Origin of the sequence: Streptomyces sp. NPDC006476, from assembly GCF_040612015.1 — a bacterium.
Lineage (GTDB): Bacteria > Actinomycetota > Actinomycetes > Streptomycetales > Streptomycetaceae > Streptomyces > Streptomyces griseorubiginosus_B.
In genome coordinates this window covers 85,016-105,482 of record NZ_JBEXPK010000016.1, presented here as the reverse complement: position 1 = coordinate 105,482, position 20,467 = coordinate 85,016, and the positions used below count along the sequence as shown (strand labels likewise).

Sequence of the window (20,467 nt, the reverse complement as noted above, 5' to 3'; positions counted from 1 at the left end):
GTGGCGTCGTCACAGGTCGAGCGGGTGCTTCTCGGCCACGGCCGCGAAGTCCGGGGAGCGCTTGTCGCGATGGGCCGCCAGGCCCTCGACGACCTCGTGGCCCGCGAACCCGAAGAACTCAAGGCCCAGCGAGGCCTCGAAGGCGGGCTGGGCGGTGCGGTACCAGTGGTTGAGGGACCGCTTGGTCCAGCTGATCGCGCTCGCGGGACCGGCGGCCAGGACCTTCGCCACGCGCAGCGCCTCGGCGTGCACCTCCTCGTCGGCCACGCACTTCGACACCAGTCCGATCCGCTCGGCCTCCTCACCCGTGAGGGCCTCGCAGGTCAGCAGGTAGTACTTGGCCTTGGCCATGCCGCACAGCAGGGGCCAGCAGATGGCCGCGTGGTCCCCGGCCGCGACCCCGAGGCGGGTGTGTCCGTCGACGATCTTCGCCGTGCGGGCCGCGATCGAAATGTCCGCCAGCATGCCGATGACCAGCCCGGCCCCCACGGCCGGCCCGTGGATCGCGGAGACCACCGGCTTGGAGCAGTTCATGACCCCGTACACCATGTCCCGCGCCTCGCGCATCACCCGGGCGCGCACCGCGTGGTCCTCGGTCAGGGCCTGGATCGAGTCGAAGGTCCCGCCCGCGGAGAACGCCCGGCCCGCCCCCTGGACCAGCACCGCCCGGGTCAGCTCGTCCCGGTCGATCACCGGCCAGATGTCGGCCAGTTCGCCGTGCATCCGCGGGTCCACCGCGTTGAGGTTCGGAGCGTCGAGCACGACACGCAGCACGCCGGACGCGGGCCGCTCGAAGGTCAGGCTCGTGAACGGGGCATAGGGATCGGTCACGTCGCGCTCCTGGCGTAATCAGTGCGGATACTATAATTATCTAACTGTATCGAGCGGAGAGCGGCAAGCGTTCGGCAGCCGCGTCGTAGCGAGGACGGGAAGTCCGGCATGGATCTCACCTTCAGCGAGGAACAGGACGAACTGCGCTCGGTCGTACGGTCCTTCCTGTCCAAGTACTCCGACGAGGCGGCCGTGCGTCGGCTGTCCGCCGACCCGCGCGGCCACGACGCCGTCGTCTGGCGGCGGATGGCCGGCGAGCTGGGCCTGCAAGGGCTCGCCGTACCGGAGGAGTACGGCGGCTCGGGCTTCGGCTATGTCGAACTCGGCGTCGTCTTCGAGGAGGCGGGCCGCGCGCTGCTGTGCGAGCCGTACTTCGCCACCGTCGCCCTGGCCGCCGAGACCCTGCTGCGCTGCCCCGACGACCAGGCGCGGGCCGACCTGCTGCCGGGCATCGCCTCCGGCGCGACGATCGCCACCCTGGCGCTCACCGAGGACAGCGGCCGCTGGGACGAGCCCGGTATCCGTCTCACCACCCACCACACCCCCGGCGGCTGGCGGCTGACCGGCGCCAAGACCTACGTCCCCGACGGCCTGCTCGCCGACCTGCTCCTGGTCGCCGCCCGCACTCCCGCGGGCGTCAGCCTCTTCGCGGTCGCCGCCGACGCGCCGGGCCTCACCCGCGCCCCTCTGCCCACCCTCGACCAGACCCGCAAACAGGCCCGCCTGGAGTTCGCCGACACCCCGGCCCGTCTGATCGGTGCCGAGGGCGCGGCGTGGCCCGTTCTCGAACGCGCCCTGGCCACGGCCTCGGTCCTGCTCGCCGCCGAACAGGTAGGGGGAGCGGCCGCAGCGCTCGACGCCGCCGTGGACTACGCGCGCATCCGGGTGCAGTACGGGCGGCCCATCGGCTCCTTCCAGGGGGTCAAGCACAAGTGCGCCGACATGCTGGTGGAGATCGAGTCCGCCCGCTCGGCCGCGTACGCCGGGCTGTGGGCGCTGGACGCCGGGGACGAGACGGAGACCGCCGTCGCCGCCGCCCTGGCGCAGGCCTTCTGCTCGGAGGCGTTCACCAAGGTGGCCGGCGACAGCATCCAGGTCCACGGCGGCATCGGCTTCACCTGGGAGCACCCCGCGCACCTGTACTTCAAGCGCGCCAAGAGCTCCGAGGTGCTGCTCGGCACACCGTCGTACCACCGGGAACTGCTCGCCGCCCGGCTCGGCATCTGAGATCTCCAGGAGAAGGGAGAAGCGGACATGGAGCTGGACTTCGGACCCGCGGTGCGTGACTTCCGCGAGGAACTGCGGGACTGGCTGGCGGACCATCTGGTGGGGGAGTTCGCCGAGCACCGGGGCGTCGGCGGCCCCACCGACGGCGCGGCCTGGGAGGTCCGCCTGGCCTGGGACCGCGAGCTGTCCGCCGGGGGGTGGCTGGGCGTGGGCTGGCCGCGGGAGTACGGCGGCAGAGGGCTCGGACTCCTCGAGGAGATCGTCTTCGAGTACGAGTACGCCCGCGCGAACGCCCCCTACCGGGCCACCGGCAACGCCCTCGACCTGCTCGGCCCCATGCTGCTCAAGGTGGGCGGCGAGGAGCAGAAGAAGCGGTTCCTGCCGCCGATCCTCGCTGTCGAGGAGCTGTGGGGCCAGGGCTTCAGCGAACCCGGCGCCGGCTCCGACCTGGCCTCGGTGCGCACCCGTGCCGAGCGCGACGGCGAGGCGTGGGTGGTGAGCGGACAGAAGGTGTGGACGTCCTTCGGTATGCACGCCGACTGGCTCTACGTCCTCGCCCGCACCGACCCGGACTCCGTCCGGCACAAGGGGCTGACCATGCTGCTCCTGCCCACCGACCAGCCCGGTGTGGAGATCCGCCCCATCCGCAACCTCGCCGGCCAGGACGAGTTCGCGGAGGTGTTCCTCTCCGACGCGCGCACCGGCGCCGGCATGGTCGTCGGCGAGGTCGGCCAGGGCTGGCGCACGGCGATGGCCACGCTCGGCATCGAACGCGGCACCACGCTCCTGCCCCAGCAGCTCACCTTCGAGCGGGAGGCCGAGTCGCTGATCGAGCTGGCCCGGGAGCGCGGCGCGCTCGACGACCCGATGCTGCGCCGCCGCATCGTCGACGCCTGGATCTCCGTGCGCGTCATGCGCACCACCAACCTGCGCACCCTCGCCGAACTCACCGCGGGCCGCACCCCGGGTGCCCAGGCCACCACGGCCAAGCTGTACGCCTCGACCCGGCATCAGCAACTCGGCCACCTCGCACAGGAGTTGGCGGGCCCGGCCGGGCAGATCGTCGGCGCGGACTACGGCCTGGACACCCGGCAGCGTTCCTTCCTGCTGTCCCTGGCAGAGACGATCTACGGCGGGTCCAGCGAGATCCAGCGCAACATCATCGGCGAGCAGATCCTGGGCCTGCCGAAGGAGCCGCGGCCATGACGCCGATCGAGGACCGTCTCGACCGCGTCGAGTCCCACCTCGCCATCCAGCAGCTGCCCGTGCGGTACGCCCTGGCCGTGGACGCCCGCGACCTCGACGCCTGGACCGGCTGCTTCCGGCCCGATGTGGACATGGGGCGCCACGGCCAGGGGCGGGAGGCGCTGCGGACGTACATCGAACCCCTCGTCCGGGGCTTTCGCCGGTCCGTCCACCAGGTGTGCGGCCACCGGATCGAGTTCACCGGCCGTGACACGGCCACCGGCTCCGTCTACTGCCGCGCCGAGCACGAGGTGGGGGAGCGGTGGATCGTCATGGCCATCCGCTACCTCGACGACTACGCGCGCGTGGACGGCGAGTGGTTCTTCTCCCGGCGCCGCGAGCAGCACTGGTACGCGGCCGACGTGACCGAGCGCCCGCAGCAGGTGGGATTCGCCGGCTGGGAGGGCGCCGGGGAACCGGCGCTGCCGGACGCCTTCCCCTCCTGGGGATCCTTCTGGAAGGAGTCGTGATGCGGCGGCTGGCGGGGAAGACCGCCCTGGTCACGGGCGGCGGACAGGGCGTGGGCCGCGGCATCGCGCTCGCGCTGGCGGCCGAGGGGGCGGCCGTGGTGATCACGGGCCGGACCGAGGGCAGACTCAAGGACACCGCGCGGGTGATCGCCGAGCGCGGCGGGCGGGTGCACACCGTCGTGGGGGACGTGGGCGAACGGGCCGACGTCGAACGCATGGTGGCGGAGACGGTCCGCGAGTTCGGCGGCCTCGACGTGCTCGTCAACAACGCGCAGAGCTCCGTACAGCGCCGTCTGGAGCAGACGTCGTTCGACGACGTCGAACTCGCCTATCGCAGCGGTCCGTTGGCTTCCTTCCACGCGATGCAGGCGGCGCTGCCACATCTGAAGGCGAGGCGCGGCAGCGTCGTCAACCTCGGTTCGTCGGCCGCGGTGCTGGGCGAGGCGGGGTTCGCGTCCTACGCGATGGCCAAGGAGGCCATCCGGGGGCTGAGCCGTGTCGCCGCGCGGGAGTGGGGACCGTACGGGATCCGGGTGAACGTCGTCTGCCCGGCCGCGCTGAGCCCGGCGGCCGAGGAGTACTTCGACGCCCATCCGGAGAAGGCCGAGCAGGTGGTGGCCGGCATCCCGCTGGGCCGGATGGGAGACCCGGAGACGGACATCGGGCGGGCGGTGGCCGCGCTGGTCAGCGACGACATGGCCTATCTGACCGGTGCCACGCTGATGCTGGAGGGCGGCCGGACCCTGATCGGATAGGGGCGGCGCGTCAGACGACGCCCCGACCGCGCAACCCGCGGACCTGATCCTCCGTCAATCCCGCCACCTCGGCCAGCACTTCGGCGGTGTGCTCGCCCAACGCCGGTGGCGGGGCGTACCCCTCGACCGGTGTCGCCGCGAACCGGATCGGATTGGCGAGCAGTGGCAGCCGCCCCGACACCGGGTCCTCGACCTCGACCAGCATCTCCCGGTGCCGTATCTGCGGATCGGCGAAGACCTCGGGCATCTCGTTGAACGGCCCCGCGGGGACGTCGTGTTCGTCGAGTACGGCCAGCCACTCGTCCCGGGTCCGGGTGCGCATGACCGCCTCCAGCACCGGCAGGATCTCCTCGCGGTGGGCGATGCGCGCGGACGTGGTGGCGAACCGGGGGTCCTGGAGCAGGTCGGTGCGGTCGGCCGCCGCGCAGAAGGCGGCGAACTGCTTGTCGTTGCCGGCCACCAGGAAGAGCGGCTTGTCCGCGCACTGGAAGGCCTGGGAGGGGATGCCGCCGTAGCCGCCGTTGCCGCGCCGGGCCGGTACCTCACCGGAGACCAGGTAGTTCATCGCGAAGTGGGAGAGCGAGGCCAGTCCGCAGTCCAGCAGGGAGAGGTCGATGAACTGGCCCTCGCCGGTCGCGTCCCGGTGCCGCAGGGCCGCCAGCACGGCCGTCGCGGCGTACAGGCCGGTGAGGATGTCGACCATGCTGACGCCGACCTTCATCGGCTCCTCGGGGTGCCCGGAGACGCTCATCATCCCCGACATGGCCTGGAAGATGCCGTCGTAGCCCGGACGTTCGGCGTACGGACCGGTCTGGCCGAAGCCCGTCACCGAGAGGTAGACGAGCCGGGGGTTCAGCTCCCGCAGGCTCTCCGCGTCGAGGCCGTACTTCGCCAGCGTGCCCGTGCGGAAGTTCTCGACCAGCACGTCCGACCGGGCGGCGAGGGCACGGATCACCTCCTGCCCCTCGGCGGTGGCGTGGTTGACGGTGACCGACCGCTTGTTGCGGTTGCAGGAGAGGTAGAAGGCGGCGGTGTCCGTGCCGGGGGCGAACGGGGGTCCGTACGTACGGGAGTCGTCACCCGTACCGGGGCGCTCGACCTTGATCACCTCGGCCCCCAGGTCGGCCAGCAGTTGGGTGGCCAGGGGAGCGGCGAGGACGCGGGACAGGTCCAGGACGCGGATCCCGGCCAGGGCGGTCGACGGCATCGAGGTCCCCCTCTGTTCACAGACAGCCAATGAGTTATATAAATAATACATCTAGCGGTTGGAGTGATACCCGCTTGATTGCTCAACTATCCAAATCATGTAACTATATGGATCGGCCGACCGGCCGGGACCGGAGGGCGTGCTGATGACCGTCGCGGCGAGGACCCTCACCGAACAGGAACAGCGCGAACGCCGGGTGTGGTTCCGGGCCCGCTGGGAGCGCGGGGTCGCCTTCAACCGGCACTGCCGCATCCGGGTGACCCGCTGGGACGCGGAGGCCGTGGAGATCGTGCTGCCCTACGCCGAGTCCCTCTCCGCCCACGAGGACGTCTTCCACGGCGGTGTCATCTCGGCGCTCATCGACACCGCCGGCGCCGGAGCCGTCATCGCCGGACACGACTTCACCCACGGGAGCCGGCTCAGCACCGTCTCGATGTCCGTGCAGTACCTCGCCCCCGCCCGCGGCCAGGAGGCCGTCGCCCACGCGCGCTGCGTGCGGCGCGGCCGCAGGCTGCACTTCGCGGACGTCGACGTGCTGACCGACGGGCGCCTGTGCGCGCGGGGTCAGGTGGTGGTGAGCATCTCCGGGGAACGGCCCGGCGTCGGCGACCCGATCGATCCCCACGATCCCCTCGACCACCTCGCCCCCATCGACTCCCTGACGGAGGAGTGACCGCATGACCGAGGAACCCGCCCAGGACGACCTGGTGCTGTACGAGGTCGACGAGGACGGTGTCGCCACCGTCACCCTCAACCGGCCCGAGCGAAGGAACGCCTGGAGCATCCCCATGGAGCGCCGCTTCTTCGCGCTCCTCGACGAGGCCGCGCAGGACCCGGGCGTCCGGGTCGTGATCGTCACCGGCGCGGGCAAGGCCTTCTGTCCCGGGATGGACGTACAGCGCCTGGAACAGAACGCCCAGCCGGGTCAGTCCCTCAACCTCCAGGCCCGCGTCCCCATGTACAGCAGGCGCACCCTGCCCAAGCCGATGGTCGCCGCCGTCAACGGCGCCTGCGCGGGCATCGGACTGGTCCAGGCGCTGATCTGCGACGTCCGCTTCGCCGCCCGCGGGGCCCGTTTCACCACCGCCTTCACCCGGCGCGGTCTGGCCGGCGAGTACAACCTGCCGTACGTGCTGCCGCGCGTCGTCGGCCTGGAGAACGCGCTCGACCTGCTGCTGTCCGGCCGGGTCTTCGACGCCGACGAGGCCAAGGCCCTCGGCCTCGTCAGCCGGGTCGTCGAACCCGAGGACCTGCTGGACGCCGCCCGCGCCTACGCCCGGGACATCGCCCGCAACTGCTCCCCGCGCGCCATGGCCGTCGTACGCCACCAGGTGTACGGCGACCTGGACCGCACCTTCACCGACGCGCTGGCCCGCTCCTACTCCGCCATGGAGTTCTTCGCGGGCTCGCCCGACTTCCGGGAGGGCGTGGCGAGCTTCATGGAGAAGCGGGAGCCGAAGTTCGAGGGCCTGCCGCCGGACTTCGACCCCGACGAGGCCACCCGCGACGCGTTCCTGCCGTACTGACCGAGGAGGTCTTCGAGGATGACAGGGCAGCCGTTCCCCGTCGAGGCCGGGCACATCATGATGTTCGCCCGCGCCATCGGCGACGAACACCCCGCGTACCAGGGCGAGTCGGCCCTCGCCCCGCCCACCTTCACCATGGCGAGCGCGCACTACGACCCCGACTACCACCTGCGGCCCAAGCCGGACCTGGAGTGGTTCGGCTCCGGCGGCGGACCCGGTGTGATGGCCGAGGGCGGCGGCGGACTCCACGCCGAGCAGCACTTCGAGTACCACCGCCCGGTGCGCGCCGGCGAGACGCTGTACGCGCACACCGTTCCGGGGCGCAGCTGGGAGAAGCAGGGCCGCAGCGGCCGGCTGCTGTTCAGCGAGCGTGTCACCGAGTACCGGGACGCCGACGGGCAACCGGTGGTCAGCGCCGTGACCGTGGCCGTCGTGCCCGAGGGCCCCGCCACCCCGAAGGATGCCCGATGAGCCTGAGCAGCAGTGACATCAAGGTCGGCGAGACGCGTGAGAGCGTCCTCGTCGAGGATCTGAAGCGGACCCGGATCGTGCAGTACGCGGGCGCCTCCGGGGACTTCAACCCCCTGCACACCGACGAGCGGTTCGCCGTCGAGGCGGCCGGATACCCCGGTGTCTTCGCCCACGGCATGCTCACGATGGGCATGACCGGCCGGGTCCTGACCGACTGGGTCGGCCCCGAGTCGCTGCTGCGCTACGGCGTGCGCTTCAAGGTGCAGGTCTGGCCCGGCGACACCCTGACCGCCACGGCCACCGTCGAGTCGATCGAGGACACACCGGACGCCCCGGTCGCCCACTTCTCCCTGCGCACGGTCAACCAGGACGGCGTCGAGGTGGTCACCGGCACCGCGACGGCCCGCCTGGACCCCTGATCCGGTGACCACCGCGCAGCAGTCCGGGCAGGCGGACACCGTGCCGCAGTCCGGGCAGGAGACCACCTGGACCGCCATGGTGAGCCGTGCCTACGACCACGATCGCCCCGCCGTCCGGTTCGGTGACCTGGTGTGGAGTGGCCGCGAGCTTCTCGATCGGGCCGGGGGCGCGGCCGACTGGCTGGACTCGCTCGGTCCGGAGCCCGGCGCTCCTCTCCCGGCGCTGGTCGCCACCTCCGCCGATGCCCTCGCGCTGGTGATCGGCGGGGCCGGTTCCGGGCACCCGCTCGCGCCACTCGGTGTCCGTATGACCGCGCACGAGATCGCCGCCGTGGTCAAGGGGATGCCGGCCCGGGTGCTGCTCGCGCAGCCCGAGTTCGCCGACCTCGCCGGACAGGTCGCCGAGCTGTCCGGCCGACGGGTCGCCATGGTGCCCGAACTGAGCAGCAGGGCACGGGCGTTGGCGGCCGAACCCGATCAACTCGCCGCCGTACTCCACACCTCCGGCACCACCGGCCTGCCCAAACCCGTGCCCATGACCCAGCGGCGGCTGGCCGCCCGGGCCCGGGTCAACGGGCGGCTGTGCGGGCTCGCCCCCGACAGCTTCTACGGCGGCAGCGCCCCCTTCCACCACATCGCGGGCCTCGGCAACATCGCCGTCGCCCTCGCCGCCGGCGCGCTGATCACCGGCCTGTCCCGTTTCAGCGTCGAGGGCTGGACCCTGCTGCGAGACCTCGGCACCACTCACACCAGCATGGTCCCGGCGATGCTGGAGACCCTGCTGGCCGCGGGCGAGGCACGCCACCCGAGCCTGCGGACCCTCCAGTACGGAGGTGCGCCCGTGCGTCCCTGCACCCTGCGGCGGACGTACGAGGCGATGCCCGGCGTCCGCATGCTCAACATGTTCGGACAGACGGAGGGTTCGCCGATCAGCGTGCTCACTCCCGAGGACCACCGGGATGCGGTGGCCGGACGCGCCGAGTTGCTGCGTTCGGTGGGCCGTCCCGCCCCCGGCGTCGAGATGAGGGTCGACGGCGCCGGACCGGACGGTGTCGGCGAGATCCACGCCCGCGCCGGCCATTTCTTCCGCGTCGACGCCGAGGGCTGGCTGCACAGCGGCGACCTGGGCCGGATCGCCGACGACGGCTACCTCTACCTCCTCGGCCGCCGCACCGACATGATCATCCGGGGTGGTGAGAACGTCCACCCGCTGGAGGTCGAGACGGTCCTGACCGCGCATCCCGGTGTGGCGGACGCGGCGGTGACCGGCGTGCCCGACGAGCGGCTCGGTCAGACGGTCGTCGCCTTCGTCGTGCCGGCCGACCCCGCCGCCCCGCCCGAACCGGCGGCGCTCAGAAGCCATACCCGGGCCCGGCTGTCCGGGTTCAAGGTCCCGGTGCGCTGGTGGTTCGTGGACGACCTGCCGCGCAACGCCAACGGCAAGGTCGTACGCCGTGACCTGCGGGAGCCGTACGAAGGAGAACCCCATGGCTGAGCCCGTCGACCCGAACCGCCTCGACACCCTCCTGGACCGGATCCGGCGGGAGGTCGAGCACGGCCCCCTGCCGTCCGCGCAGGTCGCCGTCGCCCACGACGGGCGGCTGGTGGCCTTCGAGACCTACGGCGACGCCCACCCCGGCACCCGCTACGTCCTGCAGTCCGTCGGACGGTCGATCGTCGCCGGCGCGGTGTGGAAGCTGATCGGCGACGGGCTCCTGGACGTCGGTGAGCGAGTGGCCGCGATCATCCCGGAGTTCGCGCCCAACGGGAAGGAAGCGGTGACCGTCGAGCAGGTGCTCACGCACACGGCCGGGTTCCCCTTCGCGCCCCTCGGACTCTCCAAGGCGCTGGACCGGGAGCAGCGGCTCGCCGCCTTCGGACGCTGGCGGCTCGACTACCCGCCCGGGACCCGCTTCCAGTTCCATCTCACCTCCTCCGCCTGGCTGATCGCCGAGATCGTCGAACGGCGTACGGGCCTGGCCTTCGCCGACTACCTGCGCGAACGGATCGTGGAGCCGCTGGGGTTGTCGTCGATCGAGCTCGGCGTGCCCGTGGACCGGCAGCCGGGCTCCGTGGCCCCGATGCTCGCCACCGACCGCACGGACGACACGCAGGAGCCCGACCCCTGGGGGCCGTGGTACCTGTCCGACCCGAAGGTCCTGGCGGCCGGAGAGCCCAGTCACGCCCTGGTCGCCACCGCCGCCGACGTGGCCCTGTACTTCCAGGCGCTGTTCCACTCCGGCCTGTGGAAGCCGGAGGCGGTCGCGGAGGGCATCCGCATCCGGTTCACCGACCACCCGCACGGGGAGCGGATCTACGGGGGCGGCGGAGGACGTCGTACGAGCATGGGGCTGTTCGTGACCGTGGCCGGTCCCGACGCCGGCAGCAACCTGCCGTCGGCCGGCTCGCCCGCGCTCTTCGGCAGCGCCGGAGCCGCCTACCAACTGGGCTTCATGGACCCGGAGTCGGGCCTGTCCTTCGCCTGTCTGTGCAACGGCTACCCGCTCGCCGGCTACGACCACTCCGCGCACGGCACCGCCCTGCTCGACGACATCGCGAACCTGGCGGCGGGCCTGGTCGGTTAGGGGCTCTGCCCTACCGGCCGGCCCGCCGCCAGGCGGGGTCCTGCGAGGCTCAGCGGCTGATCAGCTGCTGGGCGTTGTTGAACATGATGTCGTCCTGCGCGGACTCGTCGAGTTCCGCGATCAGCTTGCGGAAGTCGGCCGGGGCGGCGAGGCCCTCCGCGTGCGGGAAGTCGGAGCCCATGACGATGGACTCGTGGTAGCCTAGGCGCCGGACGACGTCCACGATGTCGTCCTCGGGGTAGGGCACCACCCGGACGTGCTTGCGGAAGACCTGGCTGGGGCGCTCCTCCAGCTGCCCGCCGACCCAGGGGCCGTTGCGGCCCATGCCCCGGCTCTTGTCCATGTGGCGCACGAAGTGCGGCACCCACTCGGAGCCGAACTCGGAGACCAGGATGTTGATGTCCGGGAAGCGCCCGAAGAGGTTGTCGAAGATCAGCGCGGACAGCGTCTCCTCGATGGGACGCTGGCCGTAGGTGTTCTGCCACTGCCAGGCCGACATCCGGAAGTGGATCGGGTTCGGGTCGAAGCCCCAGGAGGGGGCGACCTGCGAGTTGTAGTAGAACTCGCTGATGTGGTAGCAGACGCTCGCCTTGGCCTCGTTGACCAGCTTCCAGAACGGGTCGAAGTACGGGTCGCCCGGCGAGCGGCCGTAGACCGGTCCGGTGGGCAGCAGGATGAAGCGGGCGCCCTGTTCCAGGACGTACTCCAACTCCTTGACCGCGCTGGGCAGATCGCGCAGCGAGAGCAGGGCCGGGGCGTAGATGCGGCCCTGGTGGTTGAAGCCCCAGACCTCGTTCATGTAGCGGTTGAACGAGTGGTAGTTGGCGTAGAGCGGCTCGACGCCCTTGACGTACTCCTCGGCCACCAGCGCCCAGCCGCCCGGATACATGATCGTCTGGTCCAGGCCCTGTTCGTCCATGATCCGCAGCCGCGCCTCGCGGTTCTGGTACGCCTCGTGCATCGGCTCGAACTGGTAGGTCTCCTCAGGATTGCCCGAGGCCATCGCCTTGAGCATCTCCTTCAGCGAGCCGGGACGGTAGACCTGCCCGAACTCGGGCTCCAGGCAGACGACGATGCGGTCCCCGGCGAGGATCACCTCCCGCCCGTCCGGCAGGGTCACCGGTGCGACCGCCGCTCCGAGGAACTCCTTGGGAAGGTAGCGGGTGAAGGAGTCCCGCTCCTCGTACATGTGCTGGTCGCAGTCGAAGATGCGCTTGCGGTGTTCGGCCATGGCCGTCGCCTCCGGACCCCTGGTTCTGTTTCAATGCAGCCTATTCAGTGCTCCTTCTATAATTATCTAACTGTTTCTTGGAGGCAAGGGGTACGTGACGAGAGGCTCACCCGCGCGGGGTGCGCGTCAGTCGATGAGCTCCAGGACGGTCTTGGGTCCGGCGGCGTTGACCACGTCGTCCGCGCTGGAGATGTGCCGCTGCCAGAGCTTCTCCGCCTCGTCCGCCTTGCCGGACTCGATCAGGCCGATGAGCCTCACGTGCGCCCGGTGGCCCTTGAGGGCCTGCGCCTTCTGGGTCTCGGCGTCCGTGGCGGCTGCGGTGTAGGAGGCGTTGGCCCGGTCGATGATGTTGCGCACCATGCCGCACAGCAGGATCAGGGTCTGATTGCCGGTGAGTTCGACCAGCAGGGCGTGGAAGGCGTCCTGTGCCTCGACCAGGGCCAGCGGGTCGTCCAGGACCGCCTTCTCGGCGGCCACCGCCTCCCGCAGTCGGTCGATGTCGGCCGCGGTGTGCTTCGCGGCGAGCTGGCGGGCGCAGGGCGGCTCGATGAGCGCCGCCGCGCGGTAGAGGTCGCCCAGCGTGGCGCCGCGGTACTCGAGGATCAGGCCGGCGAAGCGGGCGGCGACGTCCGCGTCGGGCGCGCTCACCCGGGCGCCGCCGTGGGCGCCGCGGCGCACCGTGATCAGGGACTCCGACTCCAGGACGCGGAAGGCCTCGCGCAGGGTCGGCCGTGAGATGCCGAACTGTTCCATCAGTCCCGACTCGGGCGGCAGCGCGTCCCCCGGCTTCAGTTCGCCCCGGACGATCTGGCGGCGCAGGTGCGCGGCGACCAGTTCGGCGGTCTTCGGCACCCGCACCTGGCGTCCGACGCGGCTGCGGGCGGGGGCGGGCACGGCCGCCGTTTCACTTGCGCGGGCTGCCTCGGCCACGGTGGGCTCCTCATATAGCAAAATGAATCGTCTTAGTGCATCGAGGGTACCAGGTCAAGGGATGGTTGATCATGTCCTCGTCCGCCCTGGTCTGGCGCCGGTGCCGCTCCGTGGGATATAGATGATTCATATAGCTATTAAACGTCCCCGGCCCGTGGGAGTGACCTCGATGACCGAGCAGGCGACCCCGGTGATCCTCACCGAACTCACCGACGACGGGGTCATGATCCTCACTCTGAACCGGCCGGAGCGGCACAACGCCTGGACGCTGGAGATGGAGCTGCTCTACAACGAGCTGTTCGACCGGGCGGAGACGGATCCGCGGGTGCGGGCGGTGGTGCTGACCGGCGCCGGACGCAGCTTCTGTCCCGGGATGGACATGAGCGTGCTGGACGGGGCCTCCTCCGGCGCCCGGCCATGGCCCACCGGGCAGCTGCCCCCGCGCACCCGCCCCATGACCTTCCCCAAGCCCGTGGTGGCGGCCGTCAACGGTGCCTGCGCGGGCATCGGGTTCAACCAGGCGGTGATGTGCGACGTCCGGTTCGCCGTGCCGCAGGCCAAGTTCGCCGCCGCCTTCAGCGCCCGCGGACTGGTGGCCGAGGACGGGGTGTCCTGGATCCTGCCCCGGCTCGTGGGGCACGGCAACGCCGCCGACCTGCTGCTGTCCTCGCGCCGGATCACCGGAACGGAGGCCCTGGCGATGGGCCTGGTCAACCGCCTGGTCGAGCCCGACGACCTGCTCCCCGAGGCCCTCGCCTACGCCACCGGGCTGGCCCGCTCGGCGAGCCCCTACGCGATGTCCCTCATCAAGCGGCAGCTCGCCGACGACCAGGCGCGGACCTTCGCCGAGAGCAGCCAGAGGGCGGCGGAGCTGCTGGCGGTGGCCAAGCGCGCCCCGGACTACCGGGAGGGCGTGCTCAGCTTCATCGAGCGCCGCCCACCGGCCTTCCCGGCGCTGGGGGAGGACGCGTCGCAACTGGAGGGGACCTCGTCATGACCCGGACCGAACTGCCGTTGCACCGCCGTACGATCACCGTCACCGCCTTCGAGGAGGGTGCCGGCGAGATCTCGGTCGAGGCGGAACTGCGCGACGAGCGCCCCTGGGAGCGGCTGCCGGGCGGCACCGTCCACCGTATGGTGCTGGCGGTGCGGGTGCGGCTCGCGGACATGGTGGTCGTGGCGGCCGAGGCCGGCATGAAGGACTTCCCGCACGCCGAGTGCCCGCGGATCGCGCCCGCCTTCGAGGGTCTGGTCGGGCTCAGCGTGGCCGGCGGCTACAACCGGGCCATCCAGGAGCGGTTCCGGGGCGTGTCCGGCTGCACCCACCTGTACGAACTGACCCGCGCGCTCGGGCCGGCCGTCGTCCAGGCCGCCATCTCGGCCCGCAACCGCGCGGGCGGCCCGGCCTCCCACGACCCGCGCGCCACCGCGTGGGTGCTGAACAGCTGCCACGTCTGGGCGCCGGACGGTGTGGGCCTGCGCAAGATCGAGGCGGGCTGGACGCCGGGCCCCGGTCCCCGCCCGGTCCCGGAGCTCGGCGTCTTCGAGGCGTCTAGGGACGCGTGAGCCGGGGCTCGCGCGGCAGCCCCAGCACCTTCTCCGCGAGGATGTTGCGCTGCACCTGGGAGGTGCCCGCGTAGATCGTGCCGGAGCGGGCGATCAGATACGTCGTCGACCAGGACGCGGAGGAGTTCGCCGCGCCGGGGTCGTCCGTGCGGTACGTGCGCAGGGGCGGCCGGCCGACCGGCACCTGGCCGTGCAGACCCATGATGTCCATCGCCAGGTCGGTGACCTCGGTGTGGTACTCGCTCCAGTACAGCTTGGCGATCGAGGACTCGGGACCCGGCTCGGCGCCCTTGAGCCAGCCGGTGAGGATCCGGTAGCCCAGGCAGCGCATGATCTCGACCTTGGACCAGCACCAGGCGATCCGCTGCCGGATCACCGGGTCCCGGTCCTTGCCGTACTGTCGCGCGAGTTCCACGAGGCGTTCCACCTCGGCCCGGAACAGAATCGGGTTGGTCGCCGCCTCCTCCCCGCGCTCGACGCCCAGCAGGCTCTGGGCGACCGTCCAGCCGTTGTCCACGCCGCCGACCACGAGGTCGGCGCGGGTGCGGGCGCCGTCGAAGAAGACCTCATTGAAGTGCAGCTGCCCGCTCATCATGCGGAACGGCCGTACCTCGACGCCGGGTTGGTCGAGCGGGACCAGCAGGAAGGAGATGCCCCGGTGCTTGGGGGCCTCGGGGTTCGTCCGCGCCAGGACGAAGATCCAGTCGCTGTGGTGGGCGCCGGAGGTCCACACCTTCTGGCCGTCGATCACCCACTCGTCGCCGTCCCGTACGGCCCGGGTCTTGAGGGAGGCCAGATCGGAGCCCGCGTCCGGCTCGGAGTACCCCTGGCACCAGGTGTCCTCGCCGCTGAGGATGCGGGGCAGGAAACGGCTCTTCTGCTCCTCGGTGCCCCAGCGCAGCAGCGTGTTCGCCAGCATCTTCACGCCGAAGGTGTCCTGCGGCAGCCCGAACGGCACCCCCGCCCGGGCGAGTTCCTCCATCAGGACGACCTGGTGCAGCTTGGACAGGCCACGGCCGCCGTACTCCTCGGGCCAGGTCAGGGACAGATAGCCGCGCTCGACGAGTTGCCGGCGCCAGGTGCGGGCGAAGGCCCAGGCGGCCTCCTCGTCCAGGGCGCCGATGCCGCTCCAGTCGGCCGGCAGCGACGCGTCGAGGAAGGCCCTGACCTCCGCGCGGAAGGTCTCGGTCTCCGGGGGATAGCTGATGTCCACCTGCGTGCACTCCTCGTCCGGCGCTGCCCGCACAGCTGATCGCTGTATTGATTGTTTCAGCATAATAGGTTATCTATTTAACACGGAAGTGGAGTGAAGAGGTTCGAGTCGGAAGCGGGCTGACATGGGACTGCTGGACGGCCGGAACGCGGTGATCACCGGCGGCGCACAGGGCATCGGCTTCGAGATCGCCGGAGTCCTCGGCGGCGCGGGCGCGAGTGTCGTCCTCGGCGACATCGACGAGGGCGCCGCGGCCGACGCCGCGAAACGCCTCGCCGACCAGGGCGTGGCCGCCAGCTCGCTGCGCTGCGACGTCACCGACGAGGACGAGGTCGCCGCCCTCGTGGCGCACTGCGCCGACACCTTCGGCCCGCTCGGCGTCATGGTCAACAACGCCGGCATCACCCGGGACGCGACCCTGCGCAAGATGCCCCTCGCCGACTTCCGCGCCGTCCTCGACGTCCACCTCACCGGCGCCTGGAACGGCACCCGGCACGCCGCCGAGGCCATGCGCGCGCACGGTCAGGGCGGCAGCATCGTCAACATCTCCTCCATCGCCGGCAAGGTCGGCAACTTCGGCCAGACCAACTACAGCGCCGCCAAGGCCGGCCTGGTCGGCCTGACCAAGGCGTCCGCCAAGGAGCTCGCGAAGGCGGGCGTCCGCGTCAACGCCGTACAGCCCGGCCTGATCCGCACCGCCATGACCGAGGCGATGCCCCGGGCCGCCTGGGACGCGAAGCTCGCCGAGATCCCCCTGGGCCGCGCGGGCGAACCCGCCGAGGTCGCCCAGACCGTCCTCTTCCTCGCCTCCGACATGGCCAGCTACATCACCGGGGCCGTGGTCGAGGTGACCGGCGGCCGGTACATGTGAGCCCGCCGAACCCGCTGACGAAAGGCATGACCGATGCGTGACGCGGTGATCTGCGAACCGATCCGGACCCCGGTCGGCGGCTACGGCGGAGCCTTCCGCGACGTCACCGCGGCCGAACTCGCCGCCACCGTCGTCCGGGCCCTGCTGGACCGCACCGGAATCCCGCCCACGGCCGTCGACGACGTGCTCCTGGGCCAGTGCTACCCCAACGGCGAGGCCCCCGCCATCGGCCGCGTGGCGGCACTGGACGCCGGACTCCCCGTGGAGGTGCCCGGGCTCCAGATCGACCGCCGCTGCGGCTCCGGACTGCAGGCGGTCATCACCGCCGCGATGCAGGTGCAGACCGGCGCGAGCGACCTCGTGCTCGCCGGGGGCGTCGAGTCCATGAGCCGGGCCGAGTTCTACACCACCGACGTCCGCTGGGGAGTGCGCGGCGCGGGCACCACCCTGCACGACCGGCTGGCCCGGGGCCGGGTCACCTCCGGCGGCGTCAACCACCCCGTCCCCGGGGGGATGCTGGAGACCGCCGAGAACCTGCGCCGCGAGTACGGCATCCCGCGCGAGGAACAGGACGAACTGGCCCTGCGCTCGCACCAGAAGGCCGTCGCCGCCCAGCGGGAGGGCCGGTTCGCCGACGAGATCGTGCCGGTCGCCGTGCGGACCCGGCGGGGCGCGACGGTGGTCGACACCGACGAACACCCGCGCGCCGACTCCTCGCTCGAGAAGCTCGCCGGGCTGCGACCGGTGCTCGGCCGCCAGGACCCGGAGGCCACCGTCACGGCCGGCAACGCCAGCGGCCAGAACGACGGCGCCGCGCTCTGCGTGGTCACCCACCCCGAACGCGCCGCCGAACTCGGCCTGCGCCCGCTGGGCCGCCTGGTCTCCTGGGCCGTCGTCGGCGTACCACCCGAGACGATGGGCATCGGACCCGTGCCCGCCACGGCCCGGGCCCTGGAGCGTGCCGGTCTGAAGCTCGCCGACATCGACCTGATCGAACTCAACGAGGCCTTCGCCGCTCAGGTCCTCGCCTGCACCCGCGAATGGGCCCTCACCGAGGCCGACTTCGAGCGGCTGAACGTCAACGGCTCCGGCATCTCGCTGGGCCACCCCGTCGGCGCCACCGGCGGCCGCATCCTCGCCACCCTGCTGCGCGAACTCGACCGCCGCCAGGCCCGCTACGGCCTGGAGACCATCTGCCTCGGCGGCGGCCAGGGCCTGGCAGCCATCTTCGAACGCACCGGCAACGCCACTGGAGGACGCTGACATGGCCGGACTGATCGCTTACGGCGCCCATGTGCCGTACCACCGCCTGGCCCGCGCCGATGTCGCCGCCGCCCTCGGGTCGGCGCCCGGACGCGGCACCCGCGCGGTCGCGGGCTACGACGAGGACACCACGTCCATGGCCGTCGAGGCGGCCCGCACCGCCCTGGCCCGCGACGGGCTGCGCGCCCGCATCGGCCAGCTCTTCCTCGCCACCGCGGCGCCCGCCTACCTCGACAAGACCAACGCGACCGCCGTGCACGCCGCGCTCCGCCTCGACGAGCACGTCCTCGCCGCCGACATGGCGGGCTCGGTCCGCTCCGGCCTCGGCGCGCTGGTCACCGCCGCCCGCTCCCCGATCCCCACCCTGGCCGTCCTGTCCGACCTGCGCACCGGCCTGCCCGGCGGAGGCGAGGAGGTCCTGGGCGGCGACGGCGCGGCGGCGTTCGTCTTCGGCGGCCACCGCAACGGAGCGCCGGTCATCGCGGAGCTGCTGGCCCATGACACCGTCAGCGACGAACTCCTCGACCGCTGGCGCCTGCCGGGCGCCCCCGCCTCCCGGGTGTGGGAGGAACGCTTCGCCGAGGAGATCTACGTCTCCCTCGCCGACAAGGCCCTGACCGCCGCCCTCGACCAGGCGGGACTGGACCGGGGCGCCGTCGACCATCTCGTCGTCTCCGGCCTGCACGCGCGAGCCTGCGCGACGGTACGGCGGAGCGCCGGCACCCGTCCCGAGGCGGTGGTCCCGGACCTCACCGACGCGATCGGCAACGCCGGCACCGCCCAGCCCGGCCTGCTCCTCGCCGACGTCCTCGACCGTGCGGCGCCCGGCGAGGTCATCGCCCTCGTCGTGCTCGGCGACGGCGCCGGAGTGCTGCTGCTGCGCGCCACCGACGCGCTGCCGGCCCACCGCAGCGGCCGCCCGGTCGCCGCGCAGATCGCCGCGGGCAGCGCCCCGATGCCGTACGCCACCTACCTCTCCTGGCGCGGCCTGCTCGACCGCGAACCGCCCCGCCGCCCGGACCCCGAGCCGCCCTACGCCCCGCCCGCGCACCGCCGCACCGCCTGGAAGTACGGCTTCGTCGCCGCCCGTTGCGAGAAGTGCGGCACCCGGCATCTGCCGCCGGACCGGGTGTGCACCAGCTGCCACAGCGTGGACGCCATGGCCGACGAGCCGATGGAGCACGTGCACGGCACGGTCGCCACGTTCACCGTCGACCGGCTGGCCCACACGCCGAGCCCGCCGATGCTCGTCGTGGTCGTCGACTACGACGGCGGCGGACGCTTCCGCTGCCAGCTCACCGACGCCACCGAGGCCGACGCCGTCATCGGCGCCCGGGTGGAGATGACCTTCCGGCGCACGGTCACGGCGTCCGGCATCCACAACTACTTCTGGAAGGCCCGCCCGGTGCGCACCGGCGAGACCGAGGAGACACAGGGATGAGCTCACACGGAATCCGGGACCGGGTCGCGATCGTCGGCATGGGCTGCACGCCCTTCGGCGAGCACTGGACCCGGTCGGCCGACGACCTGCTGGTCGACGCGGTGGGGGAGGCGGTGACCTCGGCCGGGGTCACCCTCGACGACATCGACGCGTTCTGGTTCGGCACCCAGGCCTCCGGCGTCTCCGGCCTGACCCTCAGCCGCGCCCTGCGCCTGCCGAACAAGCCGGTCACCCGCGTCGAGAACATGTGCGCCACCGGCTCGGAGGCTCTGCGCAACGCCTGCTACGCCGTCGCCTCCGGCGCCTACGACGTGGCCATGGCGGTCGGCGTGGAGAAGCTCAAGGACTCCGGCATGTCCGGGCTGTCCGGGACCGCGATCCCGGGCGCGGGCGACGACAGCCGCGGCGAGATCACCGCGCCTGCCAACTTCTCCCTCCTCGCCCCCGCCTACGCCGCCAAGTACGGCCTCGCGGAAGAGGAGTTGAAGGACGTCATCACCCGCATCGCCTGGAAGAACCACGTCAACGGCGCCCGCAACCCCCGCGCGCAGTTCCGCAAGGAGGTGCCGCTGGACCGCATCCGCTCGGCCCCGATCGTGGCGGGCATGCTCGGCGTGTTCGACTGCTCCGGAGTCTCGGACGGCTCGGCGGCGGCGATCGTCGTACGCGCCGAGGACGCCTACCGGTACACCGACAAGCCCATCTTCGTGAAGGCGCTGTCCTTCGTCGCCGGCCCCGCGGACGGCCTCCTCGACCCGGAATACGACTTCACCACCTTCCCCGAGGTCGTCGCCTCCGCCCGGGAGGCCTACCGGCAGGCGGGCGTGAGCGACCCGCGCACCGAACTCGCGCTCGCCGAGGTCCACGACTGCTTCACCCCCACGGAGCTGGTGCTGATGGAGGACCTCGGCTTCTCCGCACGCGGAGAGGCATGGAAGGACGTCAGCAGCGGGGCGTTCGACCTCGACGGCTCGCTGCCGGTCAACCCGGACGGCGGTCTCAAGGCCTTCGGCCACCCCATCGGCGCCTCCGGCCTGCGGATGATGTTCGAGGCGTGGCTGCAACTGCGGGGCGAGGCACCGCCGGAGCGCACGGTGCCGTCCGTGGCCCGCGGGCGCTCGCTGGCCCTCACCCACAACCTGGGCGGCGGGCCCGGCGAATGCGTCTCCTTCGTGTCCATCGTCGGCAGTGAACTCACCGAGTAGGAAAGGCGGTC

The 20,467-nt window shown here is 71.8% G+C and carries 21 protein-coding genes; 16 read left to right on the top strand and 5 right to left on the bottom strand.

All coding sequences use genetic code 11. From position 1 onward, the window contains the following. Positions 1-9: 9 nt before the first annotated feature. Positions 10-831 carry an enoyl-CoA hydratase/isomerase family protein gene (locus ABZZ74_RS19825; RefSeq protein WP_356766567.1) on the bottom strand — a complete coding sequence of 274 codons (822 nt, stop codon included), beginning with the start codon at positions 829-831 and terminating at the stop codon, positions 10-12. A 108-nt stretch (positions 832-939) separates the two neighbouring features. On the opposite strand from ABZZ74_RS19825, the gene ABZZ74_RS19820 reads away from it, so the two are divergent. From ABZZ74_RS19820 to ABZZ74_RS19805, 4 genes are read left to right on the top strand one after another with little or no spacing between them, the layout of a single operon-like run. Beyond that, the gene (locus tag ABZZ74_RS19820) at positions 940-2,058 is read left to right on the top strand and encodes an acyl-CoA dehydrogenase family protein (RefSeq protein ID WP_356766565.1); all 1,119 of its coding nucleotides are present in this window, start codon (positions 940-942) and stop codon (positions 2,056-2,058) included. Positions 2,059-2,085: 27 nt separating this feature from the next. After that, complete coding sequence (locus tag ABZZ74_RS19815) at positions 2,086-3,264, top strand: acyl-CoA dehydrogenase family protein (protein WP_356766563.1); 1,179 nt, start codon at positions 2,086-2,088, stop codon at positions 3,262-3,264. Beyond that, a complete protein-coding gene (locus ABZZ74_RS19810; protein WP_356766561.1) occupies positions 3,261-3,773 on the top strand; it encodes a nuclear transport factor 2 family protein in 513 nt (170 codons plus the stop codon). The genes ABZZ74_RS19815 and ABZZ74_RS19810 overlap by 4 nt, the downstream gene beginning before the upstream one ends. Next, positions 3,773-4,528 (top strand): SDR family oxidoreductase, encoded by a 756-nt coding sequence (locus ABZZ74_RS19805; protein ID WP_356766559.1) that lies wholly within the window; start codon positions 3,773-3,775, stop codon positions 4,526-4,528. The genes ABZZ74_RS19810 and ABZZ74_RS19805 overlap by 1 nt, the downstream gene beginning before the upstream one ends. A 10-nt stretch (positions 4,529-4,538) precedes the next feature. Here ABZZ74_RS19805 and ABZZ74_RS19800 read toward each other — a convergent pair whose 3' ends face one another. Continuing rightward, positions 4,539-5,735 (bottom strand): CoA transferase, encoded by a 1,197-nt coding sequence (locus ABZZ74_RS19800; protein ID WP_356766557.1) that lies wholly within the window; start codon positions 5,733-5,735, stop codon positions 4,539-4,541. 145 nt (positions 5,736-5,880) lie between these two features. Here ABZZ74_RS19800 and ABZZ74_RS19795 point away from each other — a divergent pair, with 145 nt between their 5' ends. From ABZZ74_RS19795 to ABZZ74_RS19770, 6 genes are read left to right on the top strand one after another with little or no spacing between them, the layout of a single operon-like run. Continuing rightward, on the top strand, positions 5,881-6,408 hold the full coding sequence (locus ABZZ74_RS19795) for a PaaI family thioesterase (RefSeq protein ID WP_356766555.1): 528 nt from the start codon (positions 5,881-5,883) through the stop codon (positions 6,406-6,408). Positions 6,409-6,412: 4 nt separating this feature from the next. Continuing rightward, on the top strand, positions 6,413-7,261 hold the full coding sequence (locus ABZZ74_RS19790) for an enoyl-CoA hydratase-related protein (protein ID WP_356766553.1): 849 nt from the start codon (positions 6,413-6,415) through the stop codon (positions 7,259-7,261). 18 nt (positions 7,262-7,279) lie between these two features. Next, positions 7,280-7,732, top strand: coding sequence for a MaoC family dehydratase N-terminal domain-containing protein (locus ABZZ74_RS19785; RefSeq protein WP_356766551.1), 453 nt, complete (start codon positions 7,280-7,282; stop codon positions 7,730-7,732). Continuing rightward, a complete protein-coding gene (locus ABZZ74_RS19780) occupies positions 7,729-8,151 on the top strand; it encodes a MaoC/PaaZ C-terminal domain-containing protein (RefSeq protein ID WP_356766549.1) in 423 nt (140 codons plus the stop codon). Before ABZZ74_RS19785 ends, ABZZ74_RS19780 begins: the two co-directional genes overlap by 4 nt. A gap of 4 nt (positions 8,152-8,155) precedes the next feature. Then, the gene (locus tag ABZZ74_RS19775) at positions 8,156-9,646 is read left to right on the top strand and encodes a class I adenylate-forming enzyme family protein (RefSeq protein WP_356766547.1); all 1,491 of its coding nucleotides are present in this window, start codon (positions 8,156-8,158) and stop codon (positions 9,644-9,646) included. Further along, positions 9,639-10,736: a serine hydrolase domain-containing protein gene (locus ABZZ74_RS19770; protein ID WP_356766545.1), complete on the top strand. Its 1,098-nt coding sequence runs from the start codon at positions 9,639-9,641 to the stop codon at positions 10,734-10,736. The genes ABZZ74_RS19775 and ABZZ74_RS19770 overlap by 8 nt, the downstream gene beginning before the upstream one ends. A gap of 49 nt (positions 10,737-10,785) precedes the next feature. On the opposite strand, the gene ABZZ74_RS19765 is transcribed toward ABZZ74_RS19770, so the two are convergent. Together ABZZ74_RS19765 and ABZZ74_RS19760 are read right to left on the bottom strand one after the other, a co-directional pair. Beyond that, positions 10,786-11,967 (bottom strand): amidohydrolase family protein, encoded by a 1,182-nt coding sequence (locus ABZZ74_RS19765; protein WP_356766543.1) that lies wholly within the window; start codon positions 11,965-11,967, stop codon positions 10,786-10,788. Positions 11,968-12,093: 126 nt separating this feature from the next. Beyond that, positions 12,094-12,897, bottom strand: coding sequence for an FCD domain-containing protein (locus ABZZ74_RS19760; protein ID WP_356766541.1), 804 nt, complete (start codon positions 12,895-12,897; stop codon positions 12,094-12,096). Positions 12,898-13,066: 169 nt separating this feature from the next. Here ABZZ74_RS19760 and ABZZ74_RS19755 point away from each other — a divergent pair, with 169 nt between their 5' ends. Then, complete coding sequence (locus tag ABZZ74_RS19755) at positions 13,067-13,894, top strand: enoyl-CoA hydratase-related protein (RefSeq protein ID WP_356766539.1); 828 nt, start codon at positions 13,067-13,069, stop codon at positions 13,892-13,894. Further along, positions 13,891-14,463: a DUF2889 domain-containing protein gene (locus tag ABZZ74_RS19750; protein ID WP_356766537.1), complete on the top strand. Its 573-nt coding sequence runs from the start codon at positions 13,891-13,893 to the stop codon at positions 14,461-14,463. The genes ABZZ74_RS19755 and ABZZ74_RS19750 overlap by 4 nt, the downstream gene beginning before the upstream one ends. Here the strand turns inward: ABZZ74_RS19750 and ABZZ74_RS19745 are convergent. After that, on the bottom strand, positions 14,450-15,676 hold the full coding sequence (locus tag ABZZ74_RS19745; RefSeq protein ID WP_356766533.1) for an acyl-CoA dehydrogenase family protein: 1,227 nt from the start codon (positions 15,674-15,676) through the stop codon (positions 14,450-14,452). The genes ABZZ74_RS19750 and ABZZ74_RS19745 overlap by 14 nt on opposite strands. 124 nt (positions 15,677-15,800) lie before the next feature. Here ABZZ74_RS19745 and fabG point away from each other — a divergent pair, with 124 nt between their 5' ends. The 4 genes from fabG to ABZZ74_RS19725 are packed head-to-tail and all read left to right on the top strand — an operon-like array spanning position 15,801 to position 20,456. After that, positions 15,801-16,547 (top strand): 3-oxoacyl-ACP reductase FabG, encoded by a 747-nt coding sequence (gene fabG, locus ABZZ74_RS19740; RefSeq protein ID WP_356766531.1) that lies wholly within the window; start codon positions 15,801-15,803, stop codon positions 16,545-16,547. A gap of 33 nt (positions 16,548-16,580) precedes the next feature. Further along, positions 16,581-17,810, top strand: a complete 1,230-nt coding sequence (locus ABZZ74_RS19735) for an acetyl-CoA C-acetyltransferase (protein WP_356766530.1) — start codon at positions 16,581-16,583, stop codon at positions 17,808-17,810. 1 nt (position 17,811) lies between these two features. Then, complete coding sequence (locus tag ABZZ74_RS19730; RefSeq protein ID WP_356766528.1) at positions 17,812-19,251, top strand: OB-fold domain-containing protein; 1,440 nt, start codon at positions 17,812-17,814, stop codon at positions 19,249-19,251. After that, positions 19,248-20,456, top strand: coding sequence for an acetyl-CoA acetyltransferase (locus ABZZ74_RS19725; protein WP_356766526.1), 1,209 nt, complete (start codon positions 19,248-19,250; stop codon positions 20,454-20,456). The genes ABZZ74_RS19730 and ABZZ74_RS19725 overlap by 4 nt, the downstream gene beginning before the upstream one ends. Positions 20,457-20,467 lie beyond the last annotated feature (11 nt).

Excerpts from the sequence above, each read along its gene's own strand:
- ABZZ74_RS19750 (WP_356766537.1), top strand. The coding sequence starts at position 13,891 with ATGACCCGGACCGAACTGCCGTTGCACCGCCGTACGATCACCGTCACC.
- ABZZ74_RS19755 (WP_356766539.1), top strand. The coding sequence starts at position 13,067 with ATGACCGAGCAGGCGACCCCGGTGATCCTCACCGAACTCACCGACGAC.
- fabG (WP_356766531.1), top strand. The coding sequence starts at position 15,801 with ATGGGACTGCTGGACGGCCGGAACGCGGTGATCACCGGCGGCGCACAG.
- ABZZ74_RS19735 (WP_356766530.1), top strand. The coding sequence starts at position 16,581 with ATGCGTGACGCGGTGATCTGCGAACCGATCCGGACCCCGGTCGGCGGC.
- ABZZ74_RS19790 (WP_356766553.1), top strand. The coding sequence starts at position 6,413 with ATGACCGAGGAACCCGCCCAGGACGACCTGGTGCTGTACGAGGTCGAC.
- ABZZ74_RS19780 (WP_356766549.1), top strand. The coding sequence starts at position 7,729 with ATGAGCCTGAGCAGCAGTGACATCAAGGTCGGCGAGACGCGTGAGAGC.
- ABZZ74_RS19730 (WP_356766528.1), top strand. The coding sequence starts at position 17,812 with ATGGCCGGACTGATCGCTTACGGCGCCCATGTGCCGTACCACCGCCTG.
- ABZZ74_RS19785 (WP_356766551.1), top strand. The coding sequence starts at position 7,280 with ATGACAGGGCAGCCGTTCCCCGTCGAGGCCGGGCACATCATGATGTTC.
- ABZZ74_RS19815 (WP_356766563.1), top strand. The coding sequence starts at position 2,086 with ATGGAGCTGGACTTCGGACCCGCGGTGCGTGACTTCCGCGAGGAACTG.
- ABZZ74_RS19820 (WP_356766565.1), top strand. The coding sequence starts at position 940 with ATGGATCTCACCTTCAGCGAGGAACAGGACGAACTGCGCTCGGTCGTA.
- ABZZ74_RS19795 (WP_356766555.1), top strand. The coding sequence starts at position 5,881 with ATGACCGTCGCGGCGAGGACCCTCACCGAACAGGAACAGCGCGAACGC.
- ABZZ74_RS19765 (WP_356766543.1), bottom strand. The coding sequence starts at position 11,967 with ATGGCCGAACACCGCAAGCGCATCTTCGACTGCGACCAGCACATGTAC.
- ABZZ74_RS19725 (WP_356766526.1), top strand. The coding sequence starts at position 19,248 with ATGAGCTCACACGGAATCCGGGACCGGGTCGCGATCGTCGGCATGGGC.
- ABZZ74_RS19770 (WP_356766545.1), top strand. The coding sequence starts at position 9,639 with ATGGCTGAGCCCGTCGACCCGAACCGCCTCGACACCCTCCTGGACCGG.
- ABZZ74_RS19800 (WP_356766557.1), bottom strand. The coding sequence starts at position 5,735 with ATGCCGTCGACCGCCCTGGCCGGGATCCGCGTCCTGGACCTGTCCCGC.
- ABZZ74_RS19810 (WP_356766561.1), top strand. The coding sequence starts at position 3,261 with ATGACGCCGATCGAGGACCGTCTCGACCGCGTCGAGTCCCACCTCGCC.
- ABZZ74_RS19805 (WP_356766559.1), top strand. The coding sequence starts at position 3,773 with ATGCGGCGGCTGGCGGGGAAGACCGCCCTGGTCACGGGCGGCGGACAG.